Here is a 14307-nt window from a genome sequence, read left to right as displayed (position 1 = left end):
CCCATGGCGCGTTATCTGACCGCAGCGAAATCCACCCCGGCGCCGACACCGACGGGCGCGAAGGGCGAAGAGGCCGTGGCCGGCGCCGATGTGCTGAAGGATGTCGTGGTCGAAAACGGCGGCGGCATTGCCCGGCTGGTCGAACAATTGGACGCCTGGGGTTTCACGCTGGGATCCAGCCGGTTTTCGGTCTGGACGCTGCTGGTCATCGTACTGGTGCTGGTGGGCGTCTATCTGTTCGCGCGGGTCGGCACCTGGGTGTCGCGCAAGCTGATCCGGCGGCTTTCCGCACTGGACGCCACGCAAAGGTTGCTGAGCGAAAAGCTGGTATCGATCACCATCTGGGCGATTGCGGTGCTGGTGGGCATCGATGTGCTGGGCGTGGATCTGACTGCGCTGACGGTGTTTTCCGGCGCATTCGGCCTGGCGATCGGTTTCGGCCTGCAGAAAACCTTCGGCAATCTGATCGCCGGGATCATCCTGCTGATGGACCGTTCGATCAAGCCGGGCGACGTGATTTCGGTGGCCGATCAGGCCGGGCTGACCACATTCGGCCAGATCCGCAAGATCGGCATCCGCGCGGTTTCCGTGGTGACGCGGGATGAGAAGGAATATCTGATCCCGAATGAAAACCTGATGATCAATCAGGTGGAAAACTGGTCCTATTCCAGCCGCCAGGTGCGCGTGCAGGTGCCGGTGCGGGTGAGTTTCGACAGCGACATCACGCTGGCGGAAGAGCTGATGATGAAGGCCGCCCGATCGTGCGAGCGGGTGCTGCAACTGCCGCCGCCGGCCGTATGGCTCAATGCCTATGGCGAATATGGCTTTGAATACAATATTCATTGCTGGATCGACGACCCGGAAATGGGCGTCGGCAATGTCCGGTCCGAAGTGCTGAAAACGCTGTGGCTGCTGTTTCAGGAACACGGCATCTGCGTGCCGGTGCCCCGGCGCGATATTTCGCTGCACCCGCCCGGACGGATCGAGCAGGTGCTGGGCGCGATGCAGAGCAGACCCGGGCAGCCAGAGGCGGAAAATTCGCCCGAAGCGCCCTGAGCGATTCGACAAAACCGTTCAGCTTGCTAGCCTGGCTGAATGAACAGGATCCTTGCCTTGATCGTCATCGCCAGCACGCCCTTCATCGCGGCCGGCGCCCTTGCCCAGGATGCCGCCGGACCGGCCCAATATTCGCCCGGCCAGCCGATCCCCGCCGAACTGGCGCTGATGGAACGATCACCCGAAGGCGGGCGGAGCACCCCGATTTTCGACCCCTACCGGCCCAGCATCGTGTTCGACGATGCCGAGCCGGTGACCTGCGAATTCTTCACCGATATCAACGGCGGGCACCGACCCGGCACGACCAACCCCATGCGGCTGGTGTGCCCGGTGGCCGTGCGCGAAGGACAGAGCTTCACCGCGTTCGAACGCAATCGCAAGGTTGGTACGGGCGTGGTGACGGGCGGCGCGGCGGCTGCTGGGGGTGGTCGCTGAGGCTGACCTGACCGACGCGATAAATTTTCTCGATGATGAATGCCCGGACTTGAGCGGCCGATCTGGATACAGGAGAAGCAGGTGCGGGAGCGACTGAAACCCGTCTTCGCAGAGAACTTGGCCGGCAGATGTTACCAGGAAAGCCGGGCCGAAACCGAATCGCCATGGTGGGGTAAGAAGATTGAAAAGGCGACTTATCTATCTGATCCTTTTTGCTTTGTTAGGTGTTAGCGCTTGCTCTGGCCAAGGGGATGCCGATGGCAATAGGTGGAGCGAAGGCAAGCGCATAGTTTACGACGCTTCCTCTGAAACCCAGCCAGGACGCAGCCGTGCTCAACGCAGGCCTAGCGAAAAACAGAAAGCCTTTCTGCGGGTAACAAGCTCACCGAGCAACCTTCAGCCTGAAAGGTTCGAAGAATTTTCTTCACTTTACCCCCCAGAAGAGCGAAACAGCTGGAGCTTAGACTACTTTTCCTTTCAAGACGACAGTATTGCAGTTATAAATAGCTCTAATTTTAATGATCTATACGGCGTTCTGCTGATTGGAAACGATGAATATTATTTTTTGCCTGGAAGTGAAAATGATTTCGATTTTATATTTGAAGATATTATGCACAAATAGTCACAGCCCTTGAAAAGCACATTATGCGCCTGACGCAAGGAAACGGGATATCCGTGAAAAACTGAGCTCCGTGGACGTAATACTTAATTTCGGAACTGAGACGCGCTGGTGGGATGAGTTGAGCATTACGATCTCAAAACCATGTGCCTCTCCATTTCGTCATGCCGGACTTGATCCGGCATCCATGTGGCCACCGCCTCAGGTCTCGCGCAGGCTTGCTTTGCCGGCGTTTTCCGGGGCGGCTTGGCGTTTTGCCTGCATGATTCGAGCGGGACGAGGGATGGATGCCGGATCAAGTCCGGCATGACGGTGCAGTTGGGAGTTGAAGAGTTTGCCTCAGGAGGCTGGGTAACAGAATAATCAATTATGGAAGCCGAAGTGCGATGGCGAGGTGAGTCGGTATCATGCCCCCGGAACCCGGTGTCCCTGGAACTTCCTGAACTAAAAATGGAACTGCTTTGAACGAGACTTTGCTGAACCGCATTGTGGAATTGCGGGCACGTTTGGCCGCTGAACCCGCTGCGCCATTGTTTGGCGACATCCCTGCCGGCAGTGTAAATCCACAGACGGGTTCGCCGCTTTGGGACGATTTTCTGAGGGTGGCCGATGGGGCCCGGTTCGGCTCGGTCGATCTTTTTTCCAGCAGCGAAATTTCGGGCAAGCAATTCTATCTTCAGGGCAGAACAGATGCGCTGGTGATCGGGCAGATCCTGTATCTTCCTCTCATTCTGGACAAGAATACGGGGTGTCTTGCCTTGATGCGAGACGATACGATTGTCGATCTGGGACCATGCGATCCTTTCATCGAAACATTTTTGCTCGGCCCGAGATATGTCGAGATTGAGGAATCTTTCGTCGATGACGATTGGTGCACGATTGTCAGCCGGTGATGCAAGGGACGCCGCAGCAGGAGTTCCCTTGACCGGATATCAAGTTGCGGGAACCGAAGCGCGATTGCGAGGTGAGTTGGGCATTGTATCGCACCCTCAGGTCTCGCACGGGCTTGCTTGGGTGGCGTTTTCGTGGGCGGTGTGGCACTCAGCCTGCGTGATCCGAGCGGGACGAGGGATGGATGCCGGATCAAGTCCGGCATGACGGTGGGAGGAGTTTGCCTCGCGGGCTTCGACGGGTGGCGCTGGCCCAACCCGCTGCCGCAGCGATGGCCCAAAGCGATACTGTCGCGGTTTCATGTCGCCCAGCCAGTGACCGGGCAGACCCTTATGCCAACGGTGGTTGGCTGACCAGGGCGACGCCCGGATTTAAAGGGGCGCCGGCCATCTCCACACAATCTCCACAGTTGCGGATTTACGGATGCTTGCCCCCATTCTTTCGTCATGCCGGACTTGATCCGGCATCCGTGTGGCCACCGCCTCAGGTCTCGCGCAGGCTTGGTTTGCTGGCGTTTCGGGGGCGGTGCGGCGCTCAGCCTGCCTGATCCGAGTGGGACGAGGGATGGATGCCGGATCAAGTCCGGCATGACGGTGGGGTTGGGGGTTGCAAAACCCCCTGCCGCCAAGTGATTTCTCCCCAGCCGCTAAAGCTGATCTAACCGGCGCGATATGCATTCTCGCTGGTTATTGGCGGGACGTGGTACCATGTGCCCGGCATGGAAAAAGGCACGGTCTATCTGGTCGGTGCAGGTCCCGGTGATGCGGATCTGCTGACACTGCGCGCGGCGCGGCTGTTGCAGACGGCGCCGTTGATCGTGCATGACGGGCTGGTCGATGCATCGATCCTGGCGCTGGCGGGCCCGCATGCCCGGCTGATTTCGGTCGCCAAGCAGCGCGCGCGCCACACCCTGCCCCAGGAAGAGATCAATGCGCTGATCGTGCGTGAGGCTGCGGCCGGGCACAATGTCGTGCGGCTGAAGGGCGGCGATCCATTCATCTTCGGACGCGGCGGGGAAGAGGCCGAGGCCTGCCGGGCCGCTGGCATCCGCGTTGAGGTGGTGCCGGGCGTCAGCGCCGCCAATGGCGCGGCGGCGGCAGCGCAGATTCCGCTGACCCATCGCGATCATGCCAGCATCGTCAGCTTCGTGGCCGGGCAGTGCAAGGCGCTGACCGAACAGAACTGGGCCGGGCTGGCCGGCGAAGGGCGCACGCTGGTTATCTACATGGGCGTGAAGACCGCGCCCGGCATCGCCGAAAAGCTGATGGGCGACGGGCTGACCCCCGATGTGCCGGTGGCGGTGATCGAAAATGGCGCCCGGTCGAACATGCGTGTCTTGCGCTGTTCGCTGGCCGCGCTACCCGACCTTGTCGAACGGGAACGGGTGCGCAGCCCCGCCCTGATCATTATTGGCGAAGTGACCGCGCAGCCCGATGCCGCGCTGGCCCCGATCGCGCAGGAGTATGCAGAGTGAAGATATTGACCGGCAATGATCTGAAGACCGGGGCCGTTACCTGGTGGGATGGTTCCGGCTGGTCGATCCATGTCGACGATGCGGTCGACGTGGGCGACGATGCCGCCGCGATCCTGGCGCGGGAGGAAGGCGCCCGGCGGATCAACGCATCCTATGCGATCGAAGCCACGAAGGATGAGGCTGGAGCGGTTCGCCCGGCCCATATCAAGGACCGCATTCGCGCGCTGGGCCCCACCGTGCGGCCTGACCTTACTCTCAAGCCGGCCGATCCCGAAGCCGGCAACTGGGTGATCTGATGTACAAATATGATCAATACGACCAGGCGATGGTCGATACCCGCGTTGCGGAATTCCGCGACCAGACCCGTCGCCGGATCGAAGGCAAGATGACGGAAGACCAGTTCAAGCCGCTGCGGCTGCAGAACGGGCTCTATCTGCAATTGCACGCCTATATGCTGCGCGTGGCGGTGCCCTATGGCACGCTGAGCGGGGCGCAGATGCACATCCTGGCCGATATCGCCGACAAATATGATCGCGGTTATGGTCATTTCACCACAAGGCAGAACATCCAGTACAACTGGATCAAGCTGGAAGATGCGCCCGACATCCTGGCCGATCTGGCCAAGGTGGAAATGCATGCCATCCAGACCAGCGGCAATTGCATCCGCAACATCAGTTCGGACCATTTCGCCGGGGCCGCCGCCGATGAGGTGATCGACCCGCGCCCCTATGCCGAACTGCTGCGCCAGTGGTCCAGTTTCCACCCGGAATTCCTGACCCTGCCGCGCAAGTTCAAGATTGCGGTGATCGCCAGCAAGACCGACCGCGCGGCGATGAAGCTGCATGATATCGGCATCCGCATCGTGAAGAACGATGCCGGCGAAATCGGCGCGACCTTCTATGCCGGTGGCGGTATGGGCCGCACCCCGATGATCGCCCCGATGATCCGCGAATTCGTGCCGCTGGACCAGCTGATCACCTATTCGGAAGCCTGCCTGCGCGTTTACAACCGCTATGGCCGGCGCGACAACAAGTACAAGGCGCGGATCAAGATCCTGATCCACGAACTGGGCCGCGACGAATATGTCCGCCAGGTGGAGGAGGAATTCGCCCATCTGCAGACCCAGGGGCTGGAACCGCCGCTGGCCGAACTTGAACGGATCAAGGGGTATTTCACCGATCCGCCGTTCGATGCCGCTGCATCCGACGATCTGGATTTGTCGAACCCGGATTTCGCCGCATGGGTTGCGGCCAATTGCCACACACACAAGCAGCCCGGCTATATCGCCGTGACCATCAGCCTGAAGCCGGTGGGCGGCATTCCGGGCGACGCGACCGCGGCGCAGATCCATCTGATGGCGGATCTGGCGCGCGAACACAGTTTCGACGAATGCCGCGTGACCCATGCGCAGAACATCGTGCTGCCGCATGTGCGCAAGGCCGATCTGTTCGCCGTATGGCAGCAGCTGGCCGCAGCCGGCCTGGGCACGCCCAATCTGGACCAGATCGGCGATATCATCGCCTGCCCCGGGCTGGATTATTGCAGCCTGGCCAATGCCCGATCGATTCCGGTGGCGCAGAAGATTTCGCAGCGCTTTGCCGACAGCGGCAAGGGCGCGACGCTGGGCGAGCTGAAGCTGAAGATCAGCGGCTGCATCAATGCCTGCGGCCACCACCATGCCGGCCACATCGGCATTCTGGGGGTCGACAAGAAGGGGCTGGAGAATTTCCAGCTGCTGCTGGGCGGCAGCGAGGCGGACGATACCTCGCTGGGCAAGATCACCGGGCCAGGCTTCACCGAAGACGGCATTGTCGATGCGATCGACAAGGTGACCGATGTCTATCTGGACAAGCGCGAGGGCGATGAACGCTTCCTCGATACCTATCGCCGGATCGGCATGGACCCCTTCAAGGAGGCGATTTATGGATGATGCAGCTGTGACCGCCGGTGCGCCGGGCGTGGATGAGGTGCAGTTCCGTTTCCGCGATGACGAGGCTGTCGATCATCCGGCGGTGACGGTGGATTCCTTCGTCGACCAGTCCAATGCCTCGGCCGTGCGGATCGAGCCGGGCGATGACGCCCGTGCCCTGCTGCCGCTGCTGGACCGCATCCGGCTGGTGGAAGTCAACTTCCCCTCCTTCACCGATGGCCGTGGCTATTCGGCGGCGCGGATTCTGCGCGAAGCCGGCTATGCTGGGGAAATGCGCGCGGTCGGTGACGTGCTGATCGATCAGCTGCCGCATATGCGCCGCTGCGGTTTCGACAGCTTCGCCCCGCAGAAGCCGCTGGATGAAGCTGATGCGCGCGCCGCATTCGACCGCTGGCCCGAAGTCTATCAGGCGGCGATCGATGGCCGTGCGCCGATCTGGGCGAAACGGCATGGCTAGTCGCATCAAGGACCGCATCGATACCGCCGCGCGCTTCACCCAGGCCGATGCCGATGCGCTGAATGCGCGTTTTGCCGGGGTGGACCCGGGCACCATGCTGACGCAGCTGTTTGCGGACCATGATCTGGGCCGGGTGGCGGTGGTATCGTCTTTCGGGACGGAGAGCGCCGTGCTGCTGCATCTGGTGGCGCAGGCCGATCCGACGACCGAGGTGATCTTCGTCGATACGCTGAAGATGTTCCAGGAAACGCTGGATTATCGCACGCTGTTGCTGGATCGGCTGGGGCTGCACAACAGCTCCGTCGTACAGCCTGACGCGGATGTTCTGGCGAAGAAGGACGACAGCGGGCTGCGCTGGTCCTACGACCCCGACGGCTGCTGCGAAATCCGCAAGGTCGAACCGCTCAAACGCGCCAAGAATGGCCTGGATGCGTGGATTTCGGGGCGCAAGGCGTTCCAGTCCGTGACGCGGCAGAACCTGCCCCGGTTCGAGATCGAGGACGGCCGGTTGAAGATCAACCCGCTCGGCGATTGGACCAAGCAGGATCTGGACGCCTATTTCGCCGCGCATGACCTGCCCCGCCATCCGCTGGAAGCGCTGGGATATCTCTCGGTCGGGTGCGAGCCCTGCACCAGCACGGTCAAGCCGGGCGAAGACCCGCGCGCCGGACGCTGGCGCGGCTGGGACAAGACGGAGTGCGGCATTCACTCTTCGACCGTGCCCGAAACCAGGGACAGCGAAGAGCTGCCCCCGGGGTTCGAACCGGCCTTCTAAAACGCAGGCTGTGCAATGAAAGAGGGGCCCGGGCGCTGATGCGCTTCGGGCCCTTTTTCGTGGCGTCATATCGCAGATGAATATGGGAATTGCGGCAACCCGATGGCTCCCCCGGCGTTGCTGCACTGCAACATTCCGGGTTCACCGGTAATCTTTTCGGAGCCGCTGCTGCATGTACATCAGGCGCAATCTGACCGCCCCCTTCGTCCTGCGTTCGACCTGGCCGGCGCTGCTGTGGTCCACGCTGTGGGCCGCGGCCACGCTGACGGCATTTTTCGTGTTCAACATCAAATGGATCGATGTGCCGTTCCAGTTGGTAAGCGCGGTCGGAATCGCGGTGTCGTTCTTCATCGGGTTCAAGAACAACCAAGCCTATGAACGCTTCTGGGAAGGGCGCAAGATCTGGGGATCGATCGTCAATCTGTCGCGCAGCTGGACCATTCAGGTGCTGAGCCTGCCGACCGGCACCGCATCAGGTGCCCCTGCCCCATCGCAAAAGGCGCTGGTCTATCGCCATCTGGCCTGGATCAATGCGCTGCGTGTGCAATTGCGCCAGTCATCCGGGTTTGGCGTGCGGGAAAACTTTTTGATGGAGCGCTTCGTTGCGGCGCATCGGGACCCGACCACCGTGGACGAGGTCATCGCGCCGTTTGTTTCGGCAGACGAGCGGGCGATGCTGCAGGGCAAACGCAATGTCGCCAGCCAGCTGGTGTTGCGGCAGGCGGAAGATGTGCGCGCGCTGCGCCATGATGGCACCATCGATGGCTTTGGCCAGATGATGCTGCAGCAATCGCTGGAGAGCTGTTACGAATTGCAGGGGATGTGCGAGCGGATCAAGAACACCCCCTTCCCGCGCCAATATGCCTTCTTCTCCCACGTGTTCACGATCATCTTCTGCCTGCTGCTGCCGCTCGGTCTGCTGGATGTTTATGAAGAGGAACTGCTGGCGAGCTTCAATTACGCGCAGACCTTCGACACGCCATACATCCGCCCGACCGATGCGATGCTGTTCGCGATGGTGCCGCTGTCCGTGCTGGTTTCCTGGATTTTCCTGACCTGGGAAAAGATCGGCGACAGTTCGGAAGACCCGTTCGAAGGGCGGCCGCATGACGTTTCCATGTCTGCGCTGTGCCGATCGATCGAGATCGATCTGCGCGACATGCTGGATGAAGGGAATCTGCCGGACAAGCTGCAGCCGCGGGACCATATCTTGTATTGAGTGCCGCCCAGGAAGCGGTGCACCTATGTCGAACCGAGCAAGCCATCCAGTTCGGAGGCACGGTTCTGCACATTTGCCGTGAGCAGATCCAGCATGTCACCGGCGAAGCCTTCGCCGGCAAGCCGTTCGGAAACGGGTGGGCAACAGGCAGCGACCTTGCGGCAGAGTTCGCGCACGCGCTTCCGCACGAAGGGTGCCGACATGCCGATGTCTTCGGCAAATCTGGACCAGACCCGACCGTCCATGTCCTCGATCGCCGATGTTTTGCCGATCTTCATCGCCAGTTGGGTGCTGACCTGCGGATAGATGATCGTCGCCATCAGATCATAGAGCGGGGTCAGGGTCGGGCCGGAGGGGGGATAGAGCAGGCTGAAATTCTTCCCGTGGGCATCGGCATTGCCGATGATGACATTGAAAATCGCCGCATCGAGCAGCCTCAACACATCCATCGCCGGCCGGGCGCATATCCGACGGATCAGTTCAAACGAGGTCTTGAAAGTGGGGCCGCCTTCGGATGCGTATTTGCGTTCCGGCGCGATGCCGAGGGCCTGGCAGAAATCTTCCTGGTGAATCCGTTCGCATATGCCACCGGGCATTTCGATGCGATCATAGCGTTCGACCAGCATAAAACTGCGGTCGCCCAGGCGACGTGGTTCCACCGAAGCGGCAGAGAGCCCAACTGCGGTCGCAAGCCGCAGGCAGAATGCTTCATTCTCGGTGGTGCCGGGATAGTGTGGCAGCGCAGGCTTCAGGATATGCGTGGTCGGCTGCCCCGGTGCTGGCAAGGCAATGCGCTGGTCGATCAGAACGATGGGCAGCTTCGGCTGCGCGCCGGCCAGAGACAGGCGAAGTCCGCCTTCTCCCGCCAGCATCGGCCGCAGCGGCAGCCTGTCGAGCAAGGCGATCAGTTGCACATTATCCAGCATCTGCGGATCGGCATGAGATGGCGCACGCAGGTCATGATCTTCCGGCCACAGCACCAGGGCGCCCGCAACATCGCCGCCCAGCGCATCCAGCAGCGCAAAATCATTGCCGATCGAAACGCCGAGCGCCCGGGCAGCCCCCGCCCGCTGCCTGTCTTCCGGCAGCAGCCCGGCGAAGAAAGGGCGGGAGGCGCGGCGGCCGAAGGGGGCGTCCTGCTTGGGCAGAGAAGCCGAGATCGGCGGCTTGCCGGTGTCCTGCAGCCAAGCCGGTTCATAGCTGAACACCATGTCGCCATGTTCATCCAGGCGAAGCGTCCCCACGCGGGCTCCGGACCACAGGACTTTCAGCGCGCGGCTCATGCACGACGGTCCATGGTGAGCGTGCACCCCAATGCATCGAGCACCTGGATCGCCTTGCCCAGTTGAATTGTCGGCTTGCCCGCTTCCAGATCGACGATGAAACGCAGGCCGACGCCGGCAGCGCCAGCCAACTGATCCTGGCGCAGCCCCATGGAGCGCCGCGCTTCACGCACTGCTTTGCCGATTTGCTGTGGGTCCAACGGGCAATCCTTTCCCGAACGGGAATGTTAGAGCATGCTCACAATGGATAGTACTGAATATTACCGATCGGGAATATCATGGATTGATGAATAGGTGATACTCAAAAATTTCCCGATCGGGAAATGGAGACCATGAGCATGGGTCTCGTCTTGTTCTGGAGAAGGTTGAAATCATTCCCAGCCCAGCACAATGACACGATATCGCCACCGTCGGATTTCCTGACAGCGATGTGAACAGGAATGCAGAGAAACGCCGACTATGTTGCGTTTTTTGCAACATGGCGTGCGGTTTTTGCGTTTGAGGCGAATCGGGAACAGGCCGATAGAGAGGGTGCCTTTCAGGCATCCTCTCCCAAGACTTTCAGGCCCGCCCGGCAACGGTGCGGGCCTTTTTTCTGGGGTGGGTACGGTCGGATGCGGATTTCGATCCCGGCGATCCCACATTTTTTCATTTTTCTGCGCTGGCGCCGTTACAGCCAGCCTTGCGCTCGGTACCAATCGGCCGTGGCGCGCAGGCCGGCTGTGGTTTCGACCTGGGGTTGCCAGATCGAGGGCGGCACGGCGAAGGCGGTGCCGCAGCCCCAATCCGGGTGAATCATGTAGCCGACCCGGTCGCGGGTGAGCTTGGCGCCCTTGCCGCGCAGCAGGCCATCGGCGCGGGCTGCGGCGTGCAGCAGCCAGGCGGGCAGATTGGGCGCCCAGACGCGGCGGCCGACGGCGTGGCCGATGGCGCGGGCGAGGTGCTGATGGTCCCAGCATCCGGCCAGGCCATCATCGGGTTCGAAGATCTTGCCGCTGATCAGCGGGCCCGCCGGGACCAGCGCCAGCAGCAACCGGGCCAGATCATCGACATGGATGACCGAGGTGCGCCCCCTGGGCGGCATCGGCACCAGGCCCCAGCGGGCGGCGCGGAACAGTTCGAGGATTTCCCTGTCACGCGGGCCATAGACCGCCGGGGGGCGCACGATCGTCCAGTCCAGTCCGGTTGCCATGACCAGTTGTTCGGCCTGCTGCTTGCTCTGCCCATAGAGCGAGAGTTGCGGTTCGCGCGCGGAGAGCGAGGAGACGCAGATCAGGCGGGCGATGCCGGCGTCCTGCGTGGCCCGCAGCACCGCTTGCGTGCCGGCGACATTGCCGGCGTGGAAACCGGCGGCATCGGGCGCGCTGACGACGCCGGCGATGTGCAGCACGGCTTCGCAGCCGCGCACCAGTTCGGCCAGGGCGGTGTGATCGGTCAGATCACCGGGCACCCAGGTGACGCCGGGCGTGGCGGGCTGATCGCGGCGGGTCAGCGCGCGGAGCGGGATGTTCTGCCGCGCCGCCGCCTCCACCACCGCCTGGCCGACGAAGCCGGTGGCTCCCGTGATGGCGATAGGCGCGGTTGGCGTCACAGCAGGACCAGCTGATCGCGGTGGATCACCGCCGAACGCGGGGCGTAGCCGAGCAGTTCTTCCTGCTGGTTGCTGCGGGCGCCGCGAATGCGATCGATCTCGGCCGCGTCATATTCGCTGAGGCCCTGGGCCAGCTGGCCGCCGGCCTGATCGCGCACGATCACCGGATCGCCCCGGCGGAAATCCCCCTCCACCTCCACAATGCCGCTGGCGAGCAGGCTGCCGCCACGGGCCAGCGCGCGGGCGCAGCCATCGTCCACCACCAGCAGGCCCTTCATCCGCAGGCGACCGCCCAGCCAGGCCTTGCGCGCGCCATCTCGCCGCACAGGGGTGAACAGCGTGCCGATCTCCTCCCCCAGAGCGCGGGCAAGCGGGCTGGCGTGGGTGCCATTGGCGATGGCGAGGGTAATGCCGGCGCGGGTGGCGATTTCGGCGGCCTGCAGCTTCGAGGTCATGCCGCCCGAGCCCATGCCGGAGCCGGAGGTGCCGCTGGCCATGGCGTGGACATCGGCGGTGACGCCCTTCACCTGCTCAAGCAGGCTGGCGCCCGGTTCCGAGGGGTGACGATCATAGAGCCCGTCGACATCGGACAGCAGCACCACGGCCTGGGCCGAGGCAGCCTGGGCCACGCGGGCGGCGAGCCGGTCGTTGTCGCCGAAGCGGATTTCCTGCGTGGCGACCGAATCATTTTCATTGATGACCGGCACGGCGCCGGCCTGCAGCAGGCGGCCGAGCGTGGCCGAGGCGTTGAGATAGCGGCGCCGGTCTTCGAGATCTTCGAGCGTCAGCAGCAATTGCGCGGCGACGATGCCATGGGTGGCGAGCAGATCGCTCCACAGGCCGGCCAAAGCGATCTGCCCCACAGCCGCCGAAGCCTGCGCATCGGCCAGCGATCCGCGCCCGCCCTTGGCAAAGCCGAGCCGCGCAGAGCCGAGCGCGATGGCGCCCGAGCTGACGATGATGACCTGTTGTCCACGCGCATGGGCGGCGGCGATTTCCGCCACCAGCGAGGCGAGCCATTCGCGATCCGGCACGCCGCCGGCGCCGAACAGCAATGCCGAACCGACCTTGAAAACGATGCGGGGGGTCGTGGCGGGGTTTGCCAGATCGGCAAGGCGTTCGATGGGCATGCGCGCCCGTTAGACCAGTGCGGGCAGGATAGGAATATCCCGCCCGCATCGGCATGCGAATTCAGCCCAGGCGATGTCAGTCGAGCGGAGACCAGCCCGCTGCATCCTCTTCGTTTTCTTCCGCCGCGCCGGTGGTTTCGGTGGCGGTGCGGGCGGGCAGATATTCGAGCACGGCATCAAGCAGCGCCTTGACCCCTTCGCCGGTGGCGCCGGAAATCGGGAACACCTTCGATGCGCCGGCCTTTTCCAGTTCCGCCGCATAGTCCGCCGCCAGCGCCGCATCGGCCAGATCGACCTTGTTCAGCACATAAAGCATCGGCTTGTCTTCCAGGCCGCCGCCATAGGCTTCGAGTTCCCGTTCCACCACATGCATGGCTTCCACAGGGTCTTGCACAGAGATATCCACAAGGTGGATCAGCACGCGGCAGCGTTCGATATGGCCGAGGAAGCGATCGCCGATGCCGACGCCTTCGGCAGCACCCGCAATCAGGCCGGGGATGTCGGCGATCACGAATTCGCGATCGTGGTGGCTGACGACGCCCAGCTTGGGCACCAGCGTGGTGAAGGCGTAATCGCCTACCTTGGCCTGTGCGTTGCTGACCTGGTTGATGAAGGTGCTCTTGCCCGCATTGGGCAGGCCGACCAGGCCCACGTCCGCCATCAGCTTCAGCCGCAGCCAGACCCACAGCTCTTCCCCCGGCAGGCCGGGCTGATGCTGACGCGGGGCACGGTTGGTGCTGGTCTTGTAACTGGCGTTGCCGCGTCCGCCCATTCCGCCTTCGATCAGCACGACGCGCTGACCGACTTCGGTGAAATCGGCGAGCACCTCTTCGCGTTCCTCATCCAGCACCTGGGTGCCCACGGGCACTTCGATCACCAGATCTTCCGCGCTTTTGCCGGTGCGATCCTTGCCCATGCCGTGGCCGCCGCGCGGCGCCTTGAAATGCTGGGTGTAACGGAAATCAATCAGCGTGTTGAGGCCGGCGACCGCAACCATGACGACATTGCCGCCATGCCCGCCATTGCCGCCATCGGGACCACCATACTGGAGGTATTTTTCGCGCCGAAAACTCACCGCACCGGGGCCGCCGCCACCGGATTTGAGATAGATTTTTGCTTGATCAAGAAAATGCATAACCAGACCCTAACGCAGGGACGGCCTGCCGTCGAACCGCGCGTGAAAAACGCAAATTGCGTAGTTGAGGATACCTGGTGGAGCCGAGGGGGATCGAACCCCTGACCTCGTCATTGCGAACGACGCGCTCTCCCAGCTGAGCTACGGCCCCGTTCGGTATCAGCGCGCGAAGATACCCCCGCTTAGGCCGGGCCCAATAGCAAAAAACGCCATTTGCTGGAAGGGGGAATCTTGCAAGGCGCGAGCCATCACGCGCCGCCGCCGGGCTGCGCGGATGGATCAGCGATGGATCTGGTGGCGGGAACGAGCCCG

At 62.6% G+C, this 14307-nt stretch carries 15 protein-coding genes and 1 tRNA gene; 10 read left to right on the top strand and 6 right to left on the bottom strand.

What is annotated here, in order from left to right:
• The first annotated feature begins 3 nt into the window (after positions 1 to 3).
• The 10 genes from GRI97_RS04380 (at position 4) to GRI97_RS04335 (ending at position 8856) form a co-directional block, all read left to right on the top strand.
• Positions 4 to 1056 carry a mechanosensitive ion channel family protein gene (locus tag GRI97_RS04380; protein WP_161389883.1) on the top strand — a complete coding sequence of 351 codons (1053 nt, stop codon included), beginning with the start codon at positions 4 to 6 and terminating at the stop codon, positions 1054 to 1056.
• Between the two features lie 39 nt (positions 1057 to 1095).
• On the top strand, positions 1096 to 1491 hold the full coding sequence (locus GRI97_RS04375; RefSeq protein ID WP_161389882.1) for a hypothetical protein: 396 nt from the start codon (positions 1096 to 1098) through the stop codon (positions 1489 to 1491).
• A 181-nt stretch (positions 1492 to 1672) separates the two neighbouring features.
• On the top strand, positions 1673 to 2113 hold the full coding sequence (locus tag GRI97_RS04370) for a hypothetical protein (protein WP_161389881.1): 441 nt from the start codon (positions 1673 to 1675) through the stop codon (positions 2111 to 2113).
• Positions 2114 to 2571: 458 nt separating this feature from the next.
• Positions 2572 to 3003: a hypothetical protein gene (locus tag GRI97_RS04365; RefSeq protein WP_161389880.1), complete on the top strand. Its 432-nt coding sequence runs from the start codon at positions 2572 to 2574 to the stop codon at positions 3001 to 3003.
• Positions 3004 to 3719: 716 nt separating this feature from the next.
• Complete coding sequence (gene cobA / locus GRI97_RS04360) at positions 3720 to 4475, top strand: uroporphyrinogen-III C-methyltransferase (RefSeq protein WP_161389879.1); 756 nt, start codon at positions 3720 to 3722, stop codon at positions 4473 to 4475.
• Positions 4472 to 4771 (top strand): DUF2849 domain-containing protein, encoded by a 300-nt coding sequence (locus tag GRI97_RS04355; RefSeq protein ID WP_161389878.1) that lies wholly within the window; start codon positions 4472 to 4474, stop codon positions 4769 to 4771. Before cobA ends, GRI97_RS04355 begins: the two co-directional genes overlap by 4 nt.
• Complete coding sequence (locus tag GRI97_RS04350; RefSeq protein ID WP_161389877.1) at positions 4771 to 6405, top strand: nitrite/sulfite reductase; 1635 nt, start codon at positions 4771 to 4773, stop codon at positions 6403 to 6405. The genes GRI97_RS04355 and GRI97_RS04350 overlap by 1 nt, the downstream gene beginning before the upstream one ends.
• Positions 6398 to 6862: a DUF934 domain-containing protein gene (locus GRI97_RS04345; protein WP_202392572.1), complete on the top strand. Its 465-nt coding sequence runs from the start codon at positions 6398 to 6400 to the stop codon at positions 6860 to 6862. The genes GRI97_RS04350 and GRI97_RS04345 overlap by 8 nt, the downstream gene beginning before the upstream one ends.
• Positions 6855 to 7637, top strand: coding sequence for a phosphoadenylyl-sulfate reductase (locus GRI97_RS04340; protein WP_161389876.1), 783 nt, complete (start codon positions 6855 to 6857; stop codon positions 7635 to 7637). The genes GRI97_RS04345 and GRI97_RS04340 overlap by 8 nt, the downstream gene beginning before the upstream one ends.
• A 172-nt stretch (positions 7638 to 7809) precedes the next feature.
• Complete coding sequence (locus GRI97_RS04335) at positions 7810 to 8856, top strand: bestrophin family protein (RefSeq protein ID WP_161389875.1); 1047 nt, start codon at positions 7810 to 7812, stop codon at positions 8854 to 8856.
• Between the two features lie 23 nt (positions 8857 to 8879).
• Here GRI97_RS04335 and GRI97_RS04330 read toward each other — a convergent pair whose 3' ends face one another.
• The 6 genes from GRI97_RS04330 to GRI97_RS04305 all read right to left on the bottom strand — a co-directional run bounded on the left by GRI97_RS04330 (position 8880) and on the right by GRI97_RS04305 (position 14146).
• Entirely contained in the window at positions 8880 to 10139 is a 1260-nt protein-coding gene (locus tag GRI97_RS04330) for a type II toxin-antitoxin system HipA family toxin (protein ID WP_161389874.1), read from the bottom strand.
• On the bottom strand, positions 10136 to 10339 hold the full coding sequence (locus GRI97_RS04325; protein WP_161389873.1) for a helix-turn-helix transcriptional regulator: 204 nt from the start codon (positions 10337 to 10339) through the stop codon (positions 10136 to 10138). Before GRI97_RS04325 ends, GRI97_RS04330 begins: the two co-directional genes overlap by 4 nt.
• A 470-nt stretch (positions 10340 to 10809) precedes the next feature.
• On the bottom strand, positions 10810 to 11730 hold the full coding sequence (locus tag GRI97_RS04320) for an NAD-dependent epimerase/dehydratase family protein (protein WP_161389872.1): 921 nt from the start codon (positions 11728 to 11730) through the stop codon (positions 10810 to 10812).
• Positions 11727 to 12860: a glutamate 5-kinase gene (proB, locus tag GRI97_RS04315; RefSeq protein WP_161389871.1), complete on the bottom strand. Its 1134-nt coding sequence runs from the start codon at positions 12858 to 12860 to the stop codon at positions 11727 to 11729. Before proB ends, GRI97_RS04320 begins: the two co-directional genes overlap by 4 nt.
• 76 nt (positions 12861 to 12936) lie before the next feature.
• The gene (obgE, locus tag GRI97_RS04310) at positions 12937 to 13995 is read right to left on the bottom strand and encodes a GTPase ObgE (protein ID WP_161389870.1); all 1059 of its coding nucleotides are present in this window, start codon (positions 13993 to 13995) and stop codon (positions 12937 to 12939) included.
• A 75-nt stretch (positions 13996 to 14070) separates the two neighbouring features.
• Positions 14071 to 14146: transfer RNA gene (locus GRI97_RS04305), tRNA-Ala, on the bottom strand.
• Positions 14147 to 14307 lie beyond the last annotated feature (161 nt).

Source organism: Croceibacterium xixiisoli (genome assembly GCF_009827305.1).
GTDB classification, from domain to species: Bacteria; Pseudomonadota; Alphaproteobacteria; order Sphingomonadales; family Sphingomonadaceae; genus Croceibacterium_C; species Croceibacterium_C xixiisoli.
This window is presented reverse-complemented; position numbering and strand designations above follow the sequence as displayed.